General features: G+C 67.0%; 23 protein-coding genes. 6 read left to right on the plus strand and 17 right to left on the minus strand.

The window, feature by feature from the left end; all coding sequences use genetic code 11:
- Window positions 1–124: 124 nt before the first annotated feature.
- The 3 genes from meaB to ACZ50Z_RS16800 form a co-directional block, all read right to left on the minus strand.
- Window positions 125–1,012 (minus strand): methylmalonyl Co-A mutase-associated GTPase MeaB, encoded by an 888-nt coding sequence (gene meaB / locus ACZ50Z_RS16790; protein ID WP_464484561.1) that lies wholly within the window; start codon window positions 1,010–1,012, stop codon window positions 125–127.
- A 7-nt stretch (window positions 1,013–1,019) separates the two neighbouring features.
- Window positions 1,020–2,159 carry a thiolase family protein gene (locus ACZ50Z_RS16795; protein WP_464484562.1) on the minus strand — a complete coding sequence of 380 codons (1,140 nt, stop codon included), beginning with the start codon at window positions 2,157–2,159 and terminating at the stop codon, window positions 1,020–1,022.
- Between the two features lie 102 nt (window positions 2,160–2,261).
- Window positions 2,262–2,780, minus strand: coding sequence for a phenolic acid decarboxylase (locus ACZ50Z_RS16800; RefSeq protein WP_464484563.1), 519 nt, complete (start codon window positions 2,778–2,780; stop codon window positions 2,262–2,264).
- A 165-nt stretch (window positions 2,781–2,945) separates the two neighbouring features.
- On the opposite strand from ACZ50Z_RS16800, the gene ACZ50Z_RS16805 reads away from it, so the two are divergent.
- Entirely contained in the window at window positions 2,946–3,800 is an 855-nt protein-coding gene (locus ACZ50Z_RS16805) for a proline iminopeptidase-family hydrolase (RefSeq protein ID WP_464484564.1), read from the plus strand.
- Window positions 3,801–3,821: 21 nt separating this feature from the next.
- Here ACZ50Z_RS16805 and ACZ50Z_RS16810 read toward each other — a convergent pair whose 3' ends face one another.
- From ACZ50Z_RS16810 to ACZ50Z_RS16825, 4 genes are all read right to left on the minus strand, one after another.
- Entirely contained in the window at window positions 3,822–4,592 is a 771-nt protein-coding gene (locus ACZ50Z_RS16810) for an enoyl-CoA hydratase/isomerase family protein (protein ID WP_067165564.1), read from the minus strand.
- A gap of 117 nt (window positions 4,593–4,709) precedes the next feature.
- Window positions 4,710–5,792 carry an acyl-CoA dehydrogenase family protein gene (locus ACZ50Z_RS16815; protein ID WP_464484565.1) on the minus strand — a complete coding sequence of 361 codons (1,083 nt, stop codon included), beginning with the start codon at window positions 5,790–5,792 and terminating at the stop codon, window positions 4,710–4,712.
- Window positions 5,779–6,684, minus strand: a complete 906-nt coding sequence (locus ACZ50Z_RS16820; RefSeq protein ID WP_464484566.1) for an acyl-CoA dehydrogenase family protein — start codon at window positions 6,682–6,684, stop codon at window positions 5,779–5,781. The genes ACZ50Z_RS16815 and ACZ50Z_RS16820 overlap by 14 nt, the downstream gene beginning before the upstream one ends.
- Window positions 6,662–8,065, minus strand: coding sequence for a class I adenylate-forming enzyme family protein (locus tag ACZ50Z_RS16825; protein WP_464484567.1), 1,404 nt, complete (start codon window positions 8,063–8,065; stop codon window positions 6,662–6,664). The genes ACZ50Z_RS16820 and ACZ50Z_RS16825 overlap by 23 nt, the downstream gene beginning before the upstream one ends.
- A gap of 125 nt (window positions 8,066–8,190) precedes the next feature.
- On the opposite strand from ACZ50Z_RS16825, the gene ACZ50Z_RS16830 reads away from it, so the two are divergent.
- From ACZ50Z_RS16830 to ACZ50Z_RS16840, 3 genes are read left to right on the plus strand one after another with little or no spacing between them, the layout of a single operon-like run.
- Window positions 8,191–8,529 (plus strand): 2Fe-2S iron-sulfur cluster-binding protein, encoded by a 339-nt coding sequence (locus tag ACZ50Z_RS16830; RefSeq protein WP_014379137.1) that lies wholly within the window; start codon window positions 8,191–8,193, stop codon window positions 8,527–8,529.
- An 18-nt stretch (window positions 8,530–8,547) separates the two neighbouring features.
- On the plus strand, window positions 8,548–8,862 hold the full coding sequence (locus tag ACZ50Z_RS16835) for a hypothetical protein (RefSeq protein ID WP_464484568.1): 315 nt from the start codon (window positions 8,548–8,550) through the stop codon (window positions 8,860–8,862).
- Between the two features lie 35 nt (window positions 8,863–8,897).
- Window positions 8,898–10,160 carry an amidohydrolase family protein gene (locus ACZ50Z_RS16840; RefSeq protein ID WP_464484569.1) on the plus strand — a complete coding sequence of 421 codons (1,263 nt, stop codon included), beginning with the start codon at window positions 8,898–8,900 and terminating at the stop codon, window positions 10,158–10,160.
- A 68-nt stretch (window positions 10,161–10,228) separates the two neighbouring features.
- On the opposite strand, the gene ACZ50Z_RS16845 is transcribed toward ACZ50Z_RS16840, so the two are convergent.
- The 6 genes from ACZ50Z_RS16845 to ACZ50Z_RS16870 all read right to left on the minus strand — a co-directional run bounded on the left by ACZ50Z_RS16845 (window position 10,229) and on the right by ACZ50Z_RS16870 (window position 15,392).
- On the minus strand, window positions 10,229–10,654 hold the full coding sequence (locus tag ACZ50Z_RS16845; protein WP_464484570.1) for a nuclear transport factor 2 family protein: 426 nt from the start codon (window positions 10,652–10,654) through the stop codon (window positions 10,229–10,231).
- 89 nt (window positions 10,655–10,743) lie between these two features.
- On the minus strand, window positions 10,744–11,220 hold the full coding sequence (locus ACZ50Z_RS16850) for a hypothetical protein (protein WP_464484571.1): 477 nt from the start codon (window positions 11,218–11,220) through the stop codon (window positions 10,744–10,746).
- A 178-nt stretch (window positions 11,221–11,398) separates the two neighbouring features.
- Window positions 11,399–12,442, minus strand: coding sequence for a CaiB/BaiF CoA transferase family protein (locus ACZ50Z_RS16855; RefSeq protein ID WP_464484572.1), 1,044 nt, complete (start codon window positions 12,440–12,442; stop codon window positions 11,399–11,401).
- Window positions 12,439–13,395 carry an LLM class F420-dependent oxidoreductase gene (locus ACZ50Z_RS16860; RefSeq protein ID WP_464484573.1) on the minus strand — a complete coding sequence of 319 codons (957 nt, stop codon included), beginning with the start codon at window positions 13,393–13,395 and terminating at the stop codon, window positions 12,439–12,441. The genes ACZ50Z_RS16855 and ACZ50Z_RS16860 overlap by 4 nt, the downstream gene beginning before the upstream one ends.
- Window positions 13,380–13,814, minus strand: coding sequence for a cobalamin B12-binding domain-containing protein (locus ACZ50Z_RS16865; RefSeq protein ID WP_464484574.1), 435 nt, complete (start codon window positions 13,812–13,814; stop codon window positions 13,380–13,382). The genes ACZ50Z_RS16860 and ACZ50Z_RS16865 overlap by 16 nt, the downstream gene beginning before the upstream one ends.
- Window positions 13,815–15,392: a methylmalonyl-CoA mutase family protein gene (locus tag ACZ50Z_RS16870; RefSeq protein ID WP_464484575.1), complete on the minus strand. Its 1,578-nt coding sequence runs from the start codon at window positions 15,390–15,392 to the stop codon at window positions 13,815–13,817.
- A gap of 69 nt (window positions 15,393–15,461) precedes the next feature.
- Between ACZ50Z_RS16870 and ACZ50Z_RS16875 the strand changes: the two genes are divergently transcribed.
- Window positions 15,462–16,286, plus strand: coding sequence for an SDR family oxidoreductase (locus tag ACZ50Z_RS16875; protein WP_464484576.1), 825 nt, complete (start codon window positions 15,462–15,464; stop codon window positions 16,284–16,286).
- Between the two features lie 4 nt (window positions 16,287–16,290).
- Here ACZ50Z_RS16875 and ACZ50Z_RS16880 read toward each other — a convergent pair whose 3' ends face one another.
- Genes ACZ50Z_RS16880 through ACZ50Z_RS16890 form a run of 3 tightly spaced genes read right to left on the minus strand, consistent with a single transcriptional unit; the run spans window position 16,291 to window position 18,500 of the window.
- Window positions 16,291–17,097 (minus strand): class I SAM-dependent methyltransferase, encoded by an 807-nt coding sequence (locus tag ACZ50Z_RS16880; protein ID WP_464484577.1) that lies wholly within the window; start codon window positions 17,095–17,097, stop codon window positions 16,291–16,293.
- Window positions 17,098–17,157: 60 nt separating this feature from the next.
- A complete protein-coding gene (locus ACZ50Z_RS16885; RefSeq protein ID WP_464484578.1) occupies window positions 17,158–17,859 on the minus strand; it encodes a M15 family metallopeptidase in 702 nt (233 codons plus the stop codon).
- A 41-nt stretch (window positions 17,860–17,900) separates the two neighbouring features.
- Window positions 17,901–18,500: a TetR/AcrR family transcriptional regulator gene (locus tag ACZ50Z_RS16890; RefSeq protein WP_464484579.1), complete on the minus strand. Its 600-nt coding sequence runs from the start codon at window positions 18,498–18,500 to the stop codon at window positions 17,901–17,903.
- A gap of 61 nt (window positions 18,501–18,561) precedes the next feature.
- On the opposite strand from ACZ50Z_RS16890, the gene ACZ50Z_RS16895 reads away from it, so the two are divergent.
- The gene (locus ACZ50Z_RS16895) at window positions 18,562–20,271 is read left to right on the plus strand and encodes a CocE/NonD family hydrolase (RefSeq protein WP_464484580.1); all 1,710 of its coding nucleotides are present in this window, start codon (window positions 18,562–18,564) and stop codon (window positions 20,269–20,271) included.
- A gap of 98 nt (window positions 20,272–20,369) precedes the next feature.
- Here ACZ50Z_RS16895 and ACZ50Z_RS16900 read toward each other — a convergent pair whose 3' ends face one another.
- Entirely contained in the window at window positions 20,370–21,257 is an 888-nt protein-coding gene (locus tag ACZ50Z_RS16900; RefSeq protein ID WP_464486282.1) for a class I SAM-dependent methyltransferase, read from the minus strand.
- Between the last annotated feature and the right edge of the window lie 14 nt (window positions 21,258–21,271).

Raw genomic sequence — 21,271 nt, forward strand, 5'->3', positions numbered from 1 at the left:
CCTCCTCAGTCTCAAACGATCTGCTTGACCCACAACGTAGGGCGGCTGCGTGAGGAGCACCTCCGCCGATCGGTCCGCAAAGGTGATGAATGCCCGTTCCCCCGATTGGGGGACAACCGGGCCGTTAGTCCGTCTGAGGTGGGCGCGGTGAGAGCAGCCGATCGGCCGCCGTGTAGGGGTCCTGGTCGCCGTCGACGACGGCCTCCGCGAGCCGGTCGAGGTCGGGCAGGGTCCGCAGCCGGGTTTGGGCCAGCGACAGGATCTGTGCGCGGGCACGGGCCAGCCGTCGGGCGCGGCTGTCGGTGCGGCGGTGGTCCTCGATGACGGCCATCAGGTCCTCGATGCCCTCGCCCTTCGCGGCGATCAGCGACACGATCGGGGCGCTGGTTTCGGCCCGAAGATCGCGGACGGTCTGTTTCGCGCCGTCCCGATCCGCCTTGTTGACCGCGACGATGTCGGCGACTTCCAGCACCCCGGCCTTGGCGGCCTGAACCGCATCGCCCGCCCCCGGATTGAGAATGACGACGGTCGGGTCGGCGACGGCGGCGATCTCGATCTCGGACTGCCCCACCCCCACGGTCTCGAGCAGGACGACGTCGTAGCCGATCGCCCCCAGCACGCGGATGGCCGCCGGAACCGCGGCGGCCAGCCCGCCGAGGTGGCCCCGGGTTGCCACCGAGCGGATGAGTACGTCGGAGTCGTTGATATGCGCGGCCATTCGAATCCGATCGCCCAGCAGCGCACCGCCACTAAACGGGGACGACGGGTCGACGGCCAGCACCGCCACCCGGCACCCCCGTGTGCGGTAGGCGCCGACCAGGGCGGCGACCGTCGTCGACTTGCCCGCCCCCGGGGGCCCGGTGATGCCGATCACGGGCCCCATGCGCTCCGGCGCGGGTCCGATCGTCGCCAGGACCTCGTCGCGCTGCTCACCCTCGACGAGGCTGAGCAGCCGTCCCGCCGCGCGGGGAGATCCGTTGCGCGCGCGGTCAATCAGCTCGGCGATGGTCATGTACGCATTATGGAGCCGCGACCTCGATCACGGTCGCCGAGCCCATGCCACCGCCCGCGCACATCGCGGCGACGCCGATCCCGCCGCCGCGCCGGCGCAATTCGTGCACCAGGGTGACCAACATCCGGGCTCCGGTCGCCGCGACCGGATGCCCCAGTGAGCAGCCGCTGCCGCTGACGTTGACCGTGTCGGGATCGAGGTCGAGGAGTTTGACAGTGGCCACGCACATTGCCGCGAAGGCTTCGTTGATTTCGAACAGGTCCACGTCGGCGATCGAAAGCCCGGCGCGGCCAAGGGCTTTCGGTATCGCCTCGACTGGCGCCAGCCCGGTGATCGCCGGGTCGACGCCGACCGATGCCCAGGAGCGGATGGTGGCCAACGCGGGCAGTCCGAGCCGGTCGCTGGCGATCGTCAACGCCGCGGCACCGTCGTTGGCGCCGCAGGCATTGCCGGCGGTGATGGAAAAGCCCTCGATTTCGGGGTGCAGCGGCTTGAGCGCGGCCAGCTTCTCCATGCTGGTGTCGCGTCGCGGGTGTTCGTCGACCGAGAACAACCCGTGTGGGGTGTCGATGGGGACGATTTCCTCTTTGAAGCGACCTTCGTCGATGGCGGCGATAGCGTTGCGGTGCGAGCGCAGCGCCCAGGCGTCCATCTCCTCGCGGCTCACGCCCGCCTTGACGGCGGCGTTCCAGCCGACGGTGATCGACATGTCCATGTTGGGTGCGTCGGGGCGGTCCGGGTGGGTCGGAGGAAACCAGTCGACCCAATCGCCGTCCACCTGCATCCGCGACCGCGGCGACGTGGATGCCGAGTTCACGCCGCCGGCGATGACGAGTTGGTCCATTCCCGCCCGCACGCTCGCCGCCGCGCTCTGCACGGCCGCCTGGCCGGCGGCGCAGTGGCGATTGTTGGCCAAGCCGGGCACCTGGGTCAGGCCCGCGGTGACGGCCGCGTGGCGCGCCAGCACGCCGCCGCCGTAGAGCCCCTCGCCCAGGATGACGTCGTCGACCTGCGCGGGGTCGAGATCCGTCGCCGCTTCGGAGACGACGTGGTGCGCCAGATCGAACGCGCTGGTGTCGCGCAGCGTCCCTTTGCGGGCGGTGCCGATAGGGGTGCGCAGAGCGGACACGATGACGGCTCCAGGCACGGCTTTTCTCCACTTCGCCGGTGAGCGCGGGTCGGTAGAGCACCCACACATTAACGAGAATCGAATTCTCTCATTACGAGAGTACGGGTTGCAACAAGTGCGCTAATTGGACCGGTTGGACCATCCCGGGGGCAGGCGGTCGGGTGCGGTGTCGATGACGGTCTCGTCGTCGGTGCCGACGTATTCGAACAGGGTGATGTAGGCGAATTCGGGGACTTCGTAGATGGGGTAGGTCGGGCCGTCGTCACGGTAGGCCCGCATCTCATCCAGGTGTTCGTTCTGGAAGCAGACGGTGCGCTCGCCGTGGGTGCGAACCCACTGGGGGAAGAAGATGACGCCGTGGATGCGACGCTTGGCGGGCAGGACGTTGACCGCCACGCACGTGCCGGTGGGTTCGGACCAGGAAACTTTGAAACTGTCGTCGTCGAGTTGGACGAGATTGACCTCCTGGCCTTTGACCCAGCGCCCGCCGACGTGTCCGGCGTGGATGCGGTAGTCGATGGTGGTGGCGTTCTTGACGTACATTTCGTACTGCCATCCGTTGGCGTAGGTGTAGATGAAGCGGTGTCCGACGATTCCCGAAAAGTCTTGCGGCGGAATCGGGTTTGCGACGCTGGTCATTGCCGTCCCTCCCATGTGGGTCGCCGCTGCTGGCGGCCACGGCAAAAGATCCTGCCAGGGGCCCGGCCCCGCGCCTCCGGCAGGTGGCACTGCCTCCCGGTTGATGCGCCCAACGGGACTGCGGAAAACCCGCCGATTTGCGATGGTGGGTGAATGACTCAGGGAATGGTCGCTGTCCCAGGCGGCGACGTGTGGTTCGAGCGGACCGGTGGCGGCGCGGGCCTTCCACTGCTCGTCATTCACGGCGGACCGGGGTTACCGCACAACTACCTGCGGTCACTGGGACGCTTGGCCACGCAGCGCGAAGTCATCTTCTGGGATCAACTGGGGTGCGGAAAATCCAAATGCCCACCAAACCACGAACTTTGGACGATGGATCGCTCGGTGGCCGAGGTCGACGCCGTGGTGCGGGCACTGGGGCTGGACCGTTTCCATCTTTTCGGCAACTCCTGGGGTGGGATGCTGGCCCAGCAGTACATGCTCGACGCGGCCCCCCCGGGCGCCGCCAGCCTAACCATCTCGAACAGCATCGCATCCATCCCGGAGTTCGCGAAGATGGTGGCGCACTTGAAGTCCGAGCTGGATCCGGCGACCCAGGCCGCCATCGACCGGCATGAAGCCGCCGGCACCACCTACGCACCCGAATACCAGTCCGCGATCCGCACCTGGAACGAAACCTACCTGTGCCGGGTTCGGCCCTGGCCGCGTGAACTCGAGGACGCGTTCGCAAACATGGGCGCCGAAGTCTTCGAGACGATGTTCGGCCCCAGCGACTTTCACATCGTCGGGACGATCCGGGACTGGGACGTGTTCGGCCGGCTCCCCGAAATCTCCTTCCCGACAATGCTGCTCGCGGGCCGCTATGACGAATGCGTGCCCGAACACATGTGGGCCATGCACCAGCGCATCGCGGGCTCCCGGTTCGAGCTGTTCGAGTCCAGCGCCCACATGCCGTTCATCGAGGAGCCGGACAAGTTCGACTCGGTGATGCGTGACTTCCTGCACCGCCACGACGCCTGAGGCCGCCGCGCGGCCAAAGCCTCAGTTCTTCTTGGCCGCGTTGAATTTTGCGACGTTGGCCCGGAAGTCCTCGGTGACAAACGACTGGCTCTCGGCCGACAGAGCGTAGTCGAGGCTGGCCAGCACGGCGCGCTCCAGGTGGATGTTGAGCACCCGCTTGGTGCTCTCGACCGCCTGCTGGGGCAGTTCCAAAATCTTTTTCGCACAGGCGATCGCCTCCGAGAACGGGTCGGCCACCACATGGTTGGCCAGTCCGAGCTCGACCGCGCGCGGCGCCTTGATGCGGGTGCCGGTCAGCGCGAACTCCTTGGCGAGCAACAAACTGATGTGCAGCGGCCAGGTCAGGGGGCCGCCGTCGGCGGCCACCAGCCCCACCTGCACATGCGGGTCGGCCAGATAGGCGTCCTCGGCGATGTAGACGATGTCGCTGAGTGCGACCAGGCTGCAACCCAGCCCGACGGCGGGGCCATTGACGGCCGCCACCACCGGAATTCGGCACCGCGCCATGCCCAGCACGATCTCGCGCCCGTCCCGGATGGTTTTGGCGCGCAGCTCGGCGTCATTCGCCAGCTCTTCCAGATACGTGAAATCGCCGCCGGCCGAGAACGCCCTACCGGCGCCGGTGATCACCGCGGCGCGGGCGGTGGGGTCGTCGGTCAACCGCTGCCACAGCCGCGCGAGCCCGACGTGCAGGTTGTCGTTGACCGAGTTGAGCGAATCCGGCCGGTTGAGCGTGATGATGCGCAGCGCGCCATCGGCCTGGACGTCGATTTCGGTAGGCATGTCGTACACGTCAGACTCCTTCTATGGTCGTGACCCGCTTCACCCGGGCATCGCCCGCCTTCGCGATCACTCCTTCTATGGTCGTGACCCGCTTCACCCGGGCATCGCCCGCCTTCGCGATCACTCCTACAATCCCAAGATTCGTGAGGCGATGATGTTCTTCTGTATTTGTGATGTGCCGCCCATGACGCTTTGCGCCCGGCTGTACAGGTAGGCGCTGAGCAGATCGGGATCGCGCGTCCCCGCGACAGCCAGGGCCGCGTGCCCGACGGATTGTTCAACCCAGGTCATCAGCAGCTTGTCCAGCGATCCTTCCGAACCGTGCGACACCCCGTCGAGCTGTTCGGACAACCGCCGCCGCACGTGATGGGTCAGCATGTCCGACTGCACCGCGGCCCAGGCCAGCTCTTCGGGCACTTCGCCGTCGTTGCGCGACAACAGCTCTCGAACCAGCTTGCCGTAGCGCGCCGCATATCCGAGCGTCGAGGGCTCACGTTCGTGCCCGACGACCGTCATGGCCACCGCCCAGCCGTCGCCGGGAGCGCCGACCATCCGGTCCGCCGGGACCGTGGCATCGTCGAAGAACACCTGACCGAATTCGTTGGTCACCCCGTTGATCATCTGCAGCGGGCGCTGTTGCACCCCAGGCTGTTTCATCTCCAGCACGAACGCCGACAGACCGCGGTGACGCTTGGCCTCGGGGTCGGTGCGCGCGAGCAGCAGGCACCAGTCGGCTACGTCGGAATAACTGGTCCAGATCTTGTGCCCGTTGACCACATACTTGTCGCCCTCAAGGCGGGCGGTGGTGGTCAGCGACGCCAGGTCCGAGCCGGCACCGGGCTCGCTGAAGCCCTGGCACCAGCGTTCGCTGCCGTTGATGATGCCGGGCAGGAAGCGCTTGCGCACCTCGTCGCTGGCGTGCTCGCCGATGCCGTACACCAGATAACCGACGCTCGGGCGCGGCGGCGCGCCGGCGCGCACCAGTTCCTCGTCGACGATGACGTCGTAGACCGGAGCCAAGTCCTGCCCGCCCCAGTCGCGGGGCCAGGACAGGCCGAAAAATCCGTTGTCGTACAGGGCGCGATGCCAGTCGGCCATGCGCGCCCAATACTCGTCTCCCGTGCCGGAAAACTCCTTGGCGTGCGCCGAAAGCCAGGTGCGCAGGCGCTCCCGGAAGGCGGCCTCGTCGGGTGAGTCACGAAAGTCCAAGATCGATCTCCTTCCACGCGACCGGCCACAGCTCGGTCGAGGTCAGGGCGCGGCGCAGGTAGACGTGCGCCACACATTCCCAGGTGTTGCCGATGCCGCCGTGCACCTGAATGGCCGTCTCACAGACGGTCCGGGTGGCGCGCGCGCAGTAGACCTTGGCGATTTGAGCGGCCCGAATGGCTTCGGCGGGGGCCAGTTCGTCGACCCCCCACGCGGCGTGACGCAACACGCTCACCGAACCTTCAATCAGCGCAAGGCTTTCCGCCAGCAGATGCGCGATGGCCTGATACGACCCGATCTGCTTGCCATACTGCTCGCGGATCTTGGCGTAGTCGCAGGCGACGGCGTGCGCGCCGCGGGCGACGCCGACCAGGTCCGCCGTCGTCGCGACCAGCGCCAGCGCCCGCCACTGCTCGGCAACCTCGGAGGACACCTCGCCCACCGTCACCGGCGATCCCACCATCGTGGCGTCGGCCCGCGTCAGATCGACACCATCCGGCAAGGCCTGCACGTCGACGGCGCGGACCACGCCACCGGAGAGCGACAGGGCGCGCCGCGCCCCCCGGGCGTCGATCACCCGATCGCCGACGGCGACGGTCGCCCCCGACGCGTCCTCGCCGATGTGGCGGGCCAGATCGTCGGCCAGCACCGGACCGAGAAACGGCGTGTCGACCAGGCGGCGTCCGAATTCCTCGGCCACGATCGCCACCTCGACGCCCGAGGCGCCGTCGGAGCGCAGCGATCGCCAGCCGGTGGACCCGATCTGCTTGTCCAGGCGCGTGATTCGAGTCTGGTCGTCGAGATCCTGCACCGTTGCCGGTCCCAGGTCGTCGGCCAGCTTGGCGGCGGCGTCGCGTAATTGCTGTTGTTCAGTTGTCAGACGTACATCCATAACGCTCCTTCAGCACTCGGCGCAGCACCTTGCCAGAGGGCAGGCGGGGAATTTCAGGCACAAACACCACCTGGCTCAGATGTTTATAGGACGCCAGCTTCTCGTCCACCAGGGCGGTCAGCTGGGACGCCTCGACGGGCGCGGAGATTGCGACCGCCGCGATGATCGCCTCGCCGTTGATTCCGTCGGGAATCCCGAACACCGCACAGTCTTTGACCGCGGGATGACCGTGCAACACCGTCTCGATCTCGGCGGGCGCGACTTGGAAGCCACGGACTTTGATCATCTCCTTGAGACGGTCGGTGATCCGCAGCCAACCGCCGGTGTCCAGCCACCCGACGTCTCCGGTCCGATACCAGCCATCCCGAATCGCCTCGCCGGTCGCTTCGGTCGGCAGGTAACCCGCCATGAGCGACGCCGACCGGGCCTGAATCTCACCGACCTCGCCGGGGCCGACAGGCTGGCCGGTCTCTAGCGAGACGACGCGCAGATCCACACCGGGCACCGCCCGCCCGACGGTGTCGAGCCGCGCGTCGTCGATCGGATTGCACGCGATGACAGGCAATTCCGTGGTCCCGTAGGCGGGCAGCCAGCGCACGCCGGTGCGTCGGGTCACCGTCTCCGCGACGTGGGCGTTGACCGGTGTAGCCCCCCACATGATGTAGCGCAGCGACGACAAGTCATAGGATTCCAGGCCCGGGTGCGAGGCGATGGCCAGCGCGATCGGCGCGACCGCCATTTCCACTGTGATGCGGTCGTTTTCGATGTGGTGCAGCACCCGCTCGATGTCGAACCGGGGGTGTAGCCGCACGCAGGCACCGGCCTTCAGCGCGGTCAGCAGGTTCAGCAGCCCGAGGATGTGTGACGGCGGCGTGGCAACTTGGATCCGGTCGCGGTGCGTCAACTGCAGCGCCCGGCGCCAGTGCCGCACAGCCTCGTCCAGCGAGGCGTGGGTGTGGCGGACCGCCTTGGGTAAGCCGGTGGTGCCGGAGCTGAACACCAGCGCCGCGTCGGACTCAGGAGGCGGGGTCCCGCCGGTCGGCTCGGCGGGCGGGACCGGCTCGTCCAGCTGCAGCATCGGCATCAGGCCGGCCAGCACGGGGTGGTCGCCGACGGCGTGCGCGGGTCCCGTCAAAGCGAGCGCGTAGTCGACCTCGTCGCGTTTCCACGCGGGGCTGATGAGCACCGCAGTGGCGGCCAGCCGCCAGATCGCGAGCACGACGGCGAGGAACTCGGGCCGGTTGGAAGCCATGACCGCGACCCGCTGACCTACAGTGACGCCGTCTTTCGCCAGGGTCGCGGCCCATCCGTCGGCCAATGCGTCGAGTTCGGGCAGGCTGAATCGTCGTTCCTCGAACGCGAGCGCCGCCGGCTCGGTCACGTCCCGTCCTTCCCTGACAGACCGGGCTGACCCGACATCCATACAAGTCTTGAGAAGATGCTATCGCTTCGTGAGAATAGTATTCTCTATACTGAAGAATGCAAGTACGGAAGGGGGCGGTCCACGTGACGGTCACCCGGATCATCGAGGAGACCCCACGGGTGACAGATCCGGCCACAAACGGCTCCGGCGCCGGAACCGTGACGATTCATCTCGACCGCAAAAAGGTCTCGGTGCCCAGGGTGCCGGGCGAGACGCTCTTGGAGACCGCGCGGCGCGCCGGGCTGGAGCCACCGTTCAGTTGCGAGGCCGGCAACTGCGGGACGTGCATGGCCAAGCTTGAAGAGGGCCACGCCACCATGCGGGTCAACGACGCTCTCGAACCCGACGAGGTCGAAGAGGGCTACATTCTGACGTGCCAGGGCGTTCCGGATACAGACTCGATCACGGTGCGCTACGAGTAGCAGCCAGGAGAGATCGCGATGGCCAAGGGCATCATCCTCGTGGAAAGCCGGCCCAGCTCGCCCGAGCGGGAGCAGGAGTACAACACGTGGTACGACGAGGTGCACCTGGGCGAGCTGGTGGCGCTCGACGGATTCGTCTCGGCACGTCGACTGCGCCCCGTCGACGGCGACGGCCCCTATGTCGCCATCTACGAGATCGAAGGCGACGATCTGCAAGCGATTCTGGACGGCATGGTCGCCAACGCCGGGCAGCTGCACATGTCCGACGCCCTGCAACTCGACCCGCCACCGATTCCACGACTGCTCGAAACCACCACCGAGTGCCGCGGCTGACCGCGTTCGCGTCGCGCACGGAAGAGGAGCCATTGATGAAGGCCGATGACCTGATCCTGGTGAGCATCGACGACCACGTGGTCGAACCGCCGGACATGTTCCTGCGCCACGTGCCCGCCAAGTACAAGGACGAGGCACCGATCGTCATGACCGACGACAAGGGCGTCGACCAGTGGATGTACCAGGGCCGGCCGCAGGGCGTGAGCGGACTGAACGCCGTGGTCTCGTGGCCGGCCGAGGAGTGGGGCCGCGACCCCGCCGGCTTCGCCGAGATGCGTCCCGGCGTCTACGACGTCCACGAACGCGTCCGGGACATGAACCGCAACGGCATCCTTGCGTCGATGTGTTTCCCCACCTTCACCGGATTCTCCGCCCGCCACCTCAACATGCACCGCGAAGACGTGACGCTGGTGATGGTGTCGGCCTACAACGACTGGCACATCGACGAGTGGGCCGGCTCCTACCCGGATCGGTTCATCCCGATCGCCGTCCTGCCGACCTGGAACCCCGAGGCCATGTGCGCCGAGATCCGCCGGGTCGCCGCGAAGGGCTGCCGCGCGGTCACCATGCCGGAACTGCCGCACCTGGAAGGACTTCCGAGCTACCACGACGAGGACTACTGGGGACCGGTGTTTCGCACGCTGTCCGAGGAGAACGTGGTGATGTGTCTGCACATCGGCACCGGGTTCGGGGCCATCAGCATGGCCCCCAACGCACCGATCGACAACATGATCATCCTGGCCACCCAGGTCTCGGCGATGTGCGCCCAGGACCTGCTGTGGGGCCCGGGCATGCGCAACTACCCCGACCTGAAATTCGCGTTCTCCGAAGGCGGTATCGGCTGGATCCCCTTCTACCTGGACCGCAGCGACCGCCACTACACCAACCAGAAATGGCTGCGCCGCGACTTCGGCGACAAACTTCCCTCCGACGTCTTCCGCGAGCATTCGCTGGCCTGCTACGTCACCGACAAGACATCGCTGAAGCTGCGCCACGAGATCGGCATCGACATCATCGCCTGGGAGTGCGACTACCCGCACTCGGACTGCTTCTGGCCCGACGCGCCCGAGCAGGTGCTGGCCGAACTGAACGCCGCCGGCGCCGACGACTCCGACATCAACAAGATCACCTGGGCCAACGCCTGCCGGTTCTTCGGCTGGGACCCGTTCGCCCGCACGCCCCGTGAGCAGGCGACCGTCAAAGCGTTGCGCGCCAAGGCAACCGACGTGGACGTGTCCATCCGGTCGCGTGCCGAGTGGGCGCGGCGGTATCAGGAAAAGCAGCTGGCCACGTCGTGACGTCGAACGTCGACTTGATGCGCGAAATCGGCGATTTCCGCGCCACTATTCGACGTTCGGCGGCTTAGTCAGCCCGTCGGCGGGTTGACGAACCACACGTTCTCCTCGCGCAGGCTGCGGCTGCGCCAACCGCCGGCCGTGCGCGTCAGCTCGTGGTGGTAATAGCCGCCGCAGTAACTCATCTCCGTCATGCCCGGCAATTGCATGGGGTTGTAGAACATGGCGCGCACCGTCGCGAGATCACCGTCGAGCGCGAGGATTTCGACGTTGGTGATGTAGTGCATCGACATCGGGATCGCCCCGAAGCCCTGCTCCAGCCACGCGGCCACCTCGTCGCGAGGGCCCGCCGCCGCGCCCGCCGACGAGTAGTCGATATGCGCGTCGTCGGTGAAGACCGAGCGGTACAAGTCCCAATCCTTGGCATCGACCGCTCGAGCGTATCTGTTGAGTAGCGCGGCGATTTCGAGTTCGTCAGCGACCCGCTGCAGATCCATCGTTGCACCATATCTCCTTGGCATCGAACGTGGACTTGTTGCGCGAGATCGGCGATATCCGCGCCACTACCCGACGTTCGGCGGACGGGCTAGCCGTGCGGCAGCTCCACTCCCTCAAAGCTTTTAAGCATCTCGGCCGGCGGCGGAGTCATCTGGAGGTAAACGTCTATGTGGCGGATCCGGTCATCATCGGTGAACTCATAGACGGTCAGCGAATTGACCACGCTACGGAATTCACCTACCTCGCTCCGTTCCTCAAGTTCGAGGAACACGCGGCCGCCGGATTCGGTGATGCGCTTAAAGGAACACTCCCACTCCGACGATGTCGCCCAATTGGTGAGGAATTCGACGTAGTCCGGCCACTTCATCACCTCTTTGAACGCACCGACTCGCTCGAATTCGCCGACGGCGACCAGCTCGGCCAGCGGTCCCCAGCTGTCCGCCGAGAAGCCCGGTTTCTTCGCTTGGTCGACGAGGCGCTTCGTGGTGGCGCCGTACTGCAGCACCGCGCGCGATCGGCCGGCGTACGAGTCGATGACATCCTCGATCGTTCGCGCCGCATTCACGCCGGCACCCCGGCCTTCCGCAGGCGATGTCTCATGACCCCGATGCGCCCCATGAAAATTCCCCCTTCACCAGCGAGATGTGGTCGAGTCTATGGTCGGCCGCACGCAGTTGCGTCGTGGCCGGCGCCATGGCTTCGAGCGTCGACTCGTCGGGCGAAAATGGGCGATTGTGGCGCAACTACTCGATGCTCGGCATTTCCGGCGGAGGACGGTACTGCGGGTCATACCCCGAGACATGGATGGGACTGCCCACCAGACGGAAATCACCCGCCGTTACAACCACTTCCGGGGTGGCCTCGAGGGCCTCGGGCAGGGTCCTGACGGCAGCGGCCGGCACCCCGAGCGGGCGCAGTCGCCGTTCCCACCCGGCCGCACTATCGGTCGCCAGCATCGCCGTGACGACAGCGAGCACTTCGTCGCGGCGGGCGACCCGCTCGGCCATCGTCTCGAAACCCCCGATGCCCGCCTCTGCGGCGAACGACTTCCAGAACCCGTCGTGGGTGATGAACAGCGCCAAATATCCTTCGGCCGTTGGAAACAGCTGAGCCGGAACGTAATAGGAGTGTGCACCGTGCGGGCGCCGCTGGGGCTCCACGCCGCTGTTGAGGTAGGCGGAGGCGTGGTAGTTCAGCTGCGACAGCATGACGTCGCGCAGCGACACATCCACCTGCCCTCCGGTGCCGGAGATGATCTTGGCCAAAAGGCCCAGCGCCGCCGACATTCCGGTGGAGTTGTCGGCCGAGGAGTATCCGGGCAGCGTCGGCGGACCGTCCGGGTCACCGGTCAGCGCGGCGGTGCCGACACCGGCCTGCACCACGTAGTCGAAGGCGGGATCGTCGCCGCCGTACAGGCCGAAGCCGGTGATCGCCACGCAGACGATCCGCTCGTTGTGCCGTCGCAGCTGCTCGTAGGTGAGCCCCAGCCGCCGGATGGCCGAGGGCTTCAGGTTCACCAGCAGCGCGTGTGATTCGCCGACAAGCTCGCCCAAGCGCCCTTGCCCCGCATCAGAATTCAGGTCCAGGCAGATGCTGGACTTGTTCCGGTTGAGGCTGGCGAAGTACGTGGCGCCGACGCCGCGGGAGATCTCGCCGCCGGCGGGTTCGATCTTGGTGACCTCGGCGCCGAGGTCGGCGAGCAGCATGGTGGCGTACGGGCCGGCCAGCATGGTGCCGACCTCGAGGATGCGGATCCCCGCCAGCGGCCCGGTGTTGCCGCCGGTCAACGTAATTCCGCGGCGATCGAGGCGATCATCTCACGGGTGCGACGTTTCGAGGCGACCAGTTCGTCGCGGTTGTCGCCGATAGGCAGCAGCCGCACCGACAGATCGGTCACGCCGGCGTCGGCGAAGCGGCGCATCCTGGCCAGGATCTGTTCCGAGTCGCCCGCCGCGCACAGGTCGCCGACATCGCGGGCGTCGCCGCGGTCGAGCAGGCGCTGGTAGTTGGGCGACACCTCGGCCTCCCCCAGGATCCGGTTGGCCCTCTCCTTGGCCTCCTCAACTTGCGAAGGCGCACATAGGCATACCGGGATGCCCGCGACGATCCGCGGGGCGGGGCGCCCGGCATCGGCGGCGGCTTTGGTGATCTTCGGCGCGATGTGATCACCGATCGCGCGCTCGTCGGCCATCCACAACACGGTGCCGTCGGCGAGTTCACCGGCGATCTGCAGCATCACCGGCCCCAACGCGGCGACCAGCACCGGCATCGGGGTGTCGGCGCCGATCGCCAGCGGGTTGTGCACGGTAAACGAATCGTTCTCGACGTCAACGGGTCCCGGCCCGGCAATGGCGGTGTTGAGCACCTGCAGATAGTCGCGGGTGTAGGCGGCCGGCTTCTCATACGGCAGGCCCAGCATGTCCCGGACGATCCAGTGATGCGACGGCCCGACACCCAGGGCGAGCCGACCCCCGGCCACAGCGTGCGTCGAAAGCGCTTGGCGGGCAAGCGCGATCGGGTGCTGGGCCTGCAGCGGCACCACCGCGGTACCCAGCTCGATGCGCGAGCTGTGCGCGGCCATCAGGGACACCATGGTCAGGCAGTCGAAGTCGTTGGGCACCTGAGGCATCCACGCGGTGTCCAGACCCGCGGATTCGGCCCATTCGATATCGGAGGCCAGCTTGTGCACCTTGCGGGCCATGTCGCCACGCTCGGCACCGATCATTACTCCGACGCGCACTGTTCCTCTTTTTCTTCTGAAGCGGGTTCGGGGGTACCGGTCAGCGCGCGGATTTCGCGCACCAGGTTGTCCAGCGGTGTCCCGGTGGGGAATACCGCTGCGGCCCCGGCGGAAAGCAGTTTGGGGACGTCGGCGTGCGGGATGGTTCCCCCGACGACGACGGAGATGTCGGCGGCATCGGCCGCGCGCAGCGCCTCGACGGTGCGCGCGGTCAGCGCCAGGTGGGCGCCGGAGAGGATGCTCAGGCCGACCACGGCGACGTCTTCCTGCACGGCGATCGAAGCGATGTCTTCGATGCGCTGGCGGATGCCCGTGTAGATGACCTCGAACCCGGCGTCGCGCAGGGTGCGGGCGACGATCTTGGCGCCACGGTCGTGCCCGTCCAACCCGGGTTTGGCAACCAGAACGCGAACGGCCACTTAGAACACCACCGGTTGCTGGAACTCGCCCCACACCGCTTTGAGCGCGGAGACCATCTCGCCGACCGTGCAGTAGGCGTTGGCGCAGTCGATCAACTTGTGCATCAGGTTGTCGTCTCCTTCGGCGGCACGCGACAGTGCGGCCAGGCTGGATTTCACTGCGGCCGAATCTCTTTCGGACTTTACCTTGGAGAGCCGCTTGAGCTGAAGGTCACGCCCTTCGGCGTCGAGCTCGTAGGTGACGACGTCGTGTTCGGGTTGCTCGGTCACGAACCGGTTGACCCCGACAACCGGGCGATCGCCGGATTCGATGTCCTGATGGATCTTGAATGCCTCGTCGGCGATCAGGCCCTGCAGGTAACCGTCCTCGATGGCATGGACCATTCCGCCGTGGCGCTCGAGGTCGGACATGATCTCGATGATGCGCTCCTCGGTCGCGTCGGTCAGAGCCTCCACGAAGTACGAGCCGCCCAGCGGGTCTGCGACGCTGGCCACCCCGGTTTCGTGCGCGAGGATCTGCTGGGTGCGCAGCGCCAGGGTCGTAGTCTCCTCGGTGGGCAGGGCGAACGGCTCGTCCCAGGCGGCGGTGAACATCGACTGGACACCGCCCAATACGGCGGCCATGGCCTCGTACGCCACCCGGACGATGTTGTTGTGGGCCTGCGGGGCATACAGCGACGCCCCGCCGCAGACGCACCCGAAGCGGAACATTGCCGCCTTGTCTTTCGTCGCCCCGTAGCGCTCCCGCACGATCGTCGCCCAACGCCGGCGTCCCGCACGGTATTTGGCGATCTCTTCGAAGAAGTCCCCGTGGGTATAGAAGAAGAACGAGATCTGCGGCGCGAACTGGTCGATCGTCATGCGGCCGCGTTCCACCACCGTGTCGCAGTAGGTGACGCCGTCGGCGAGGGTGAACGCCATCTCCTGCACCGCGTTGGCCCCGGCGTCGCGGAAATGCGCGCCGGCCACCGAAATGGCGTTGAACCTGGGCACTTCGGCCGCGCAGAACTCGATGGTGTCCGCGATCAGTCGCAGCGACGGCTCCGGCGGCCAGATCCAGGTTCCGCGCGAGGCGTACTCCTTGAGGATGTCGTTTTGGATGGTCCCGGTGAGCTTGGCGCGCGGGATGCCCTTTTTCTCGGCGGCGGCGACGTAGAACGCCAGCAGGATCGCCGCCGTGCCGTTGATGGTCATGCTGGTGCTGAGCTTGTCCAGGGGGATGCCGTCGAACAGGATCTCGAAGTCGGCCAGGGTGTCCACCGCGACGCCGACGCGGCCGACCTCTTCGCCGAACTCGGGATCGTCGGAGTCGTATCCGCACTGCGTCGGCAGGTCCAGCGCCACCGATAACCCGGTCCCGCCCTGATCCAGCAGGTAGCGGTAGCGACGATTGGATTCCTCGGCGGTCCCGAACCCCGAATATTGGCGGAAGGTCCACAGCTTGCCGCGGTAGCCGGACGCGAAGTTGCCCCGAGTGAAGGGGAACTCCCCGGGCTGGGGAGGCTCCGCGCCTCTGTCCGCCGGCCCGTATACGGGCTGCAGCGGGATGCCGGAGGGAGTGTGGGCCGTATTATCCATCGGTGAATAACGTACTTGCAAAAAAAGAGAATGCCAATACCACGTGGTTGACCAGGTCAAAGGAGACGAATGGCTAACAATCTGCTCGCCGATCGCACCGTGGTGATCTCCGGCGGGAGCCGCGGCATCGGCCTCGCGATTGGAATCGCCGCGGCCCGCCACGGCGCCAACGTGGTGCTTCTGGCCAAGACTGACACCCCCCATCCGCGCCTGCCCGGCACGGTGCATACCGCGGCCGCCGACGTCGAGGCTGCAGGCGGGAAGGCGCTGGCCGTCGTGGGCGACGTGCGCCGCGAAGAGGACGTGCAGCGCCTGGTCGAAGCGGCCGTGCAGCGGTTCGGCGGCATCGACGTCTGCGTCAACAACGCCAGCGCCATCGCAGTAGATCCGACCGCCGTGCTGTCGGCCAAGAAATACGACCTGATGCAGGAGATCAACCTGCGCGGCACGTTCCTGCTGACCAAGGCGTGCGTGCCCCATCTGCAGAAATCGGCCAATCCGCACGTGCTGACGATCTCGCCGCCGATCAACATGAACCCCCGCTGGCTGGGGGCCCACCCGGCCTACACGCTGTCCAAGTACGGGATGACGCTGCTGTCGCTGGGTTGGGCGGCCGAGTTCGCGGACGACGGGATCGGCGTGAACTGCCTTTGGCCGGAGACCTACATCGCCACCGCGGCAGTCACCAACATGGCCGATGGTGACCGGTTGGCCGCGTCGTCGCGCAGCCCCGAGATCATGGGCGACGCCGCCGTCGCGCTCGTCTCGCGACCCGCCCGGGAAGCCACTGGCGAGTGCCACATCGACGCGGAAGTGCTGCAATCGGCCGGGGTGGCGGACCTGTCTCGGTACGGGGGCGGCGAGCAGCCGATTCCGGACCTCTTCCTGGACTGAATTATTAGGCGCGGCAGAGTATTTCGCCGTGCGGAATGGCGATCCAGCCGTCTTCGGCGGCGGCCCACTCTCGCCACGCGGCGGAGATCTCCTCGAGCTGCGCCGGGGTGGCCAAGTCGAGGCTCACCAAATCGCGGGCCACGGTCGAATGAAGGATTCGGTCGGCCCACATGCCGCCCCACCATTCGCGCGCCTCGGGTGTGGCGTAGCACCACAGGCTGCCGGTGGGCGTGATGTCGCCGAATCCCGCCTGCTGCGCCCAGGACAGCAGGCGCCGGCCCGCGTCCGGCTCGCCGCGATTGGCGCGGGCGACCCGTTGGTAGAGCTCTCGCCACAGGTCGAGGGCCGGCAGTTGCGGGTACCAGATGAACCCCGCGTAGTCGGCGTCGCGGATCGCCACGATGCCGCCCGGCGCGCACAGTCGCCGCATTTCGCGCAGTGCCCGCACCGGGTCGGCGACGTGCTGTAGCACCTGGTGGGCGTGGACGACATCGAATGCGCCGTCGGGAAAGTCGAGGTTGTGCACGTCGGCGGTGCCGAACGAGACGTTGGACAGCCCGCGCTGCTGGGCTTCGGCGCGGGCCACGCCAAGGACGTCCGCGACTTGGTCGACGGCGGTGACGGATCCGGGGGCGACGCGCGCGGCGAGGTCGGCGGTGATGGTGCCGGGCCCGCAGCCGACATCCAGCACCGACAGGCCCGGCTTGAGGTACTGGAGCAGGTAGGCCGCCGAGTCCTCGGCGGTGCGGCGGCGGTGACTGCGCAACACCGACTCGTGGTGGCCGTGCGTATAACTGGCCCCGTCATTCATGGTGCAAGCCTACCGGCGCTGGACCACATCATGGAATAGCTAGCTCACTATCTGAGACAGCTAATCTACGGGAACGTTGAGTATCGGCTGGCCGACGCCCGCCCCCGGACCGTCGAAATGCCACCATTCGCCCGAATAGACCTTCAACCCGCCGTAGTTCATCGCGTTGCGCAGCGCGGCCCGATTCGCCCGGGCGTCGGCGCTGATGCCCTGGGTGTTGAAAGCCGTTGCCCGAGGCGTGAAGTCGTCGAAGTCGGTGCCCATGTCGGCCAGGCAAAGCCCGCCCGCGTGTTGTCCCGATGGGCACGGCTGTTGCGTCGTTGTGAAGGTCACATCGACCGAGCGTCCCGACTCATGGCTGCGCGCATACTGGCCCGGGCGCGCCACCCAGGCGGGGTTGGGGACCAGGCTGAACATCTTGACCTGGACGTCGTGCGGGCGATAGCAGTCCCAGAAGACCAGGAGGTGACCCTGCGGGCGCAGCGACCCGGCCGCTGCGGCGAGTCCGGAGGTCATCGATTGGTGCACAAGGCATCTGGCATCCGAAGGATACAACTGCGTGTGGGTGAAGTTGTTCGTCGTCGCGTAGCGCAGATCGATCACCGCGTCGGGAACGACGGTGCGGATGTCGACGAAGCCCGCCGATCGCGCGGCGTCGCTGACCGGCGGCACGTCGGGGCCGGCCAAGGCGGTCCCAACGCCGGAGACCGCGACCAGAACCGCGACGATCGCGAGCGCACGGACCGGGCGCAAAAGACGCATTCGGCCATTGTCGCAGTGGCCACCCCGAGTTGCGTTATCTCCTACGAGATGTCGCCCTCGACATAGCGCTGCAGGTTCGGCGCCATCGCCGCCACCACCTGGTCCTCGGACATGGACGCGATCGGCTCCATCTTCCAGACGTAGCGCAACAACGCGAAGCCGATCAACTGGGTGGCGATCAGCCCGCTGCGCCGCAGTCGTTCGTCCTCGTCGGCCCCCAGGGTGGACCCGCCGATCAGACCTCGCTCCACGATCAGCCGCAGCTTCTCCCGGGTCTTGTCTTCATGGGCGGCGGTCAGCACCACCGCGCGCAGGATCGGACCGACCTCGTCGTCGGTCCAGGTGTCCAGCACGGTGCGGATCAATTGCCGGCCGAGGTCGGCCTTGGGCGTCGCCCACGTCGCGGCCACCGAGTCGAGCCATTTCTGCGGCGGCGTGGTGGCGGCATCAAGCAGGCCCTCCTTCGAGCCGAAGTAGTGGTAGATGAGCGCCGGGTCGACGTCCGCGGTCCGGGCGACGGCCCGAATTGCCGTTCCGGCCCAGCCGTGTTCAGCGAATTCGTCGCGAGCGGCGGCCAGGATGCGCGCCGCCAGCACACCGCGCGCGTCGCGCGGACCCGGGACGATCGATCGCGTCGGCACCGTCTCACCATACCCGAAGTTTCATCTTGCGTTGAGACTAATCTCAACGTAGCGTGAAACTATGACACCGCTCAACGGTCCGCAGACCACGGGCCGCGAATACCGGAATCTCAGCGAGCCGCAGTACGCGTCGCGCACCGACATCAACACCGCGATCGCAATGCACGACGGCACAACACTTTTGGCCGACATTCACCGGCCCGATGCCGACGGCCGCTTCCCGGCGCTGCTGGCGGCCTCGCCATATCCGCGGCAGATGCAGGATCTCGGCGCGCCCGCGGGGTTCATCGAGGCCGGCAGGACCGACTTCTGGGTGCCACGCGGCTACGTGCATGTCATCGCCAACCTCCGCGGCACCTCCGGCTCGGGGGGCTCCTTCAACTTCTTCGACGCGCAGGAGCGCCGGGATGTGCACGACTTAGTGGAGTGGATCGCGGCTCAGCCGTGGTGCGACGGGAACGTCGGAATGATCGGCATCAGCTACTTCGCGATGACCCAACTCGAGGCAGCCGTCGAGCGGCCGCCTCACCTCAAAGCGATCTTTCCCCTGGCCGTGACCAGCGACCTGTACGAGGGCGCCAACCACCACGGGCTGTTGAGTTCGTCTTTCATCACACCGTTTCTCGCCATGATGGGCTTGACTGCCGACCGCAGCGACAAGCTGTGGCGCAGCAAGCCAATCGGATTGGCGCGGCGCGTGCTCAACAGCCCGAGGGTGCACAAGAAATTCGAAACCATGAACGGCGAGGCCGCGGTCACCATGCTGCGCCAACTGCTCAGGCTGCCGCACAATCCCCGTCCGTGGGACGAACTATGGCAGGAGGCGGTGGTCAAGCACCCGACCCGCGACGAGTGGTGGGATGAGCGAAACCTGCTGCCACTGCTCAAGGAAATCGACATCCCGGTCTACCTGGGGTGTGATTGGCAGAACGTGCCGTTACACCTGCCTTCGACGTTCGCAACCTGGAGAGGGCTGTCGGGCAACGGGTGTGTGCGGATGGGCATGCTCGGCGAGTTCGGGCTGACATGGCCATGGGAAAGCATGCACACCGAGGCGCTGGCCTGGTACGACCATTGGCTGAAGGGGCGCGACACCGGGATCACCGAGGGGCCGCCGATCCGCTACTTCCTGCCGGGCGCCGACGAGTGGCGAACTGCCGACTCCTGGCCGCCCTCGCAAGCCCCGCATCGCGAGCTGGCCCTGCGCACCGATGGCGTTTTGGATGCCGACGAAGGGGAGCCAGGTGGTCGCGAATTCATGGTGTTGGGATCAGGCCTGGGCCGCATCAAAGCCAGCGAGATCGATCCGCCGTCGATGTTGGTATGGACCAGCGCGCCGCTGAGCCAGGATGTCGATGTGGTCGGCGATGTCGAGCTGCGGCTGGTTGCCTCGGCGACGGCGATCGATACCGCGTGGATGGCCACGCTGCACGACGTGGCGCCTGACGGGGAAGTGACCGACGTGACGTCGGGCTGGTTGCGCGCCAGCTTGCGCGAGGTCGACGAAGCGGCCAGTCGGCCCGGTGCGCCGCTGCTACCCTGCCGTAACCCGCAAGCCGTGCCGCTGGGCGAGGATGTCGAGTACCGAATCCCGTTGGTTCCCAACGCCCGCCGGTTGCGGGCCGGCCATCGCATTCGCCTGACGCTCACCAGCGACGACCAGGACCCGTCGACACCGGCGATCATGAACTTCCGGCATGCCGGCGTCGGCACCTCCAGCCTGAACACGGTGCGCTCGTCGTCGCGGCTCTTGCTTCCCGTGCTCGGGTAACCACCGGCAGTGCCGGCGACGGAAACGTCATCTGCTGCCAGCAGGTGGTAAGGCCCTTGCAGGTTGTCTGGGCCGTCAGGGCGTGGCCGGGTCGCGCCTCATCCGCGTTCTGCGGTCGCGACGGCGAGCCAGTCGTCGGCCGCCAGCCCGCTTGCGCGCGACGGGTCGTAGCGCCGCAAGAGCGCTGGCACAGTCGCGTGGTCGCGCAGTTCAAACCCGTGCTCTGCCAATGTGGCGGTCAAATCGGCCTCGGAGAAGTCGCTGCGGTACGGCTCGCCGCGCCCGGCCACCATCCGGGTGATCCGGTCCGCGCTCTTCCATGGGGTGTCGGCGGTGACGACGCCCGCAGCGATGTGGTCCAACACGAGTCGACTCCCCGGCGCGCAGAGCCCGGCAAGGTCGGCGAGCGTCGCGTCGATGGCGTTGCGCGTCAGGTAGGGGGTGACTCCAAGCCACACTACGAGGGCCGCCGCGGCGGGGTCGAAGCCGGCGTCGAGCAGCGTTTCGCCGAGCGCATTCTGTTCCAAATCGCAGGCAACCCAGTGGATCCGGCAGCCGTGCTGAGGCCGCAGCAGCCGTTCGACGACCGGCCGCTTCTCCGCCTGGGTGGCCGGCGCGTCGACCTCGAAGATCGTCACCGGGGTGTCCGCGCGCCGCAGACTGGTGGTATCGAAGCCCGCGCCCAGCAGCACGAGCTGGCGGATTCCCGCGCTGATCGCGACCTCACACGCATCGTCGACGTAGCGCACCCGAAGGACGATGTGAGCGTGCAACCCTCCCCACAAGTGATCGAAGACCCGAAGCGCCGCGTCGGCGGCGTTACGGTGGCTCAGCATGGCGCGCAGCGCGGTGTGCCTGACGAAGTGCCGGGCATACGTGTCTTCCACGAGGCGGCGGCGCGATGGCCGCAGCGTTTCCGCTGCGCGTTGGAACGCATTGACTTCGGCGGTCCAACTCGCCGCGCGATCAAGACGCCGAGCACCCACGTCAACCATTGACT

The sequence above is a fragment of the Mycobacterium sp. NTMscope_MAC_269 genome, assembly GCF_976985695.1.

Excerpts from the sequence above, each read along its gene's own strand:
- meaB (WP_464484561.1), bottom strand. The coding sequence starts at position 1,012 with ATGACCATCGCCGAGCTGATTGACCGCGCGCGCAACGGATCTCCCCGC.
- ACZ50Z_RS16800 (WP_464484563.1), bottom strand. The coding sequence starts at position 2,780 with ATGACCAGCGTCGCAAACCCGATTCCGCCGCAAGACTTTTCGGGAATC.
- ACZ50Z_RS16805 (WP_464484564.1), top strand. The coding sequence starts at position 2,946 with ATGGTCGCTGTCCCAGGCGGCGACGTGTGGTTCGAGCGGACCGGTGGC.
- ACZ50Z_RS16820 (WP_464484566.1), bottom strand. The coding sequence starts at position 6,684 with ATGGATGTACGTCTGACAACTGAACAACAGCAATTACGCGACGCCGCC.
- ACZ50Z_RS16835 (WP_464484568.1), top strand. The coding sequence starts at position 8,548 with ATGGCCAAGGGCATCATCCTCGTGGAAAGCCGGCCCAGCTCGCCCGAG.
- ACZ50Z_RS16840 (WP_464484569.1), top strand. The coding sequence starts at position 8,898 with ATGAAGGCCGATGACCTGATCCTGGTGAGCATCGACGACCACGTGGTC.
- ACZ50Z_RS16845 (WP_464484570.1), bottom strand. The coding sequence starts at position 10,654 with ATGGATCTGCAGCGGGTCGCTGACGAACTCGAAATCGCCGCGCTACTC.
- ACZ50Z_RS16870 (WP_464484575.1), bottom strand. The coding sequence starts at position 15,392 with ATGGATAATACGGCCCACACTCCCTCCGGCATCCCGCTGCAGCCCGTA.
- ACZ50Z_RS16875 (WP_464484576.1), top strand. The coding sequence starts at position 15,462 with ATGGCTAACAATCTGCTCGCCGATCGCACCGTGGTGATCTCCGGCGGG.
- ACZ50Z_RS16880 (WP_464484577.1), bottom strand. The coding sequence starts at position 17,097 with ATGAATGACGGGGCCAGTTATACGCACGGCCACCACGAGTCGGTGTTG.
- ACZ50Z_RS16885 (WP_464484578.1), bottom strand. The coding sequence starts at position 17,859 with ATGCGTCTTTTGCGCCCGGTCCGTGCGCTCGCGATCGTCGCGGTTCTG.
- ACZ50Z_RS16895 (WP_464484580.1), top strand. The coding sequence starts at position 18,562 with ATGACACCGCTCAACGGTCCGCAGACCACGGGCCGCGAATACCGGAAT.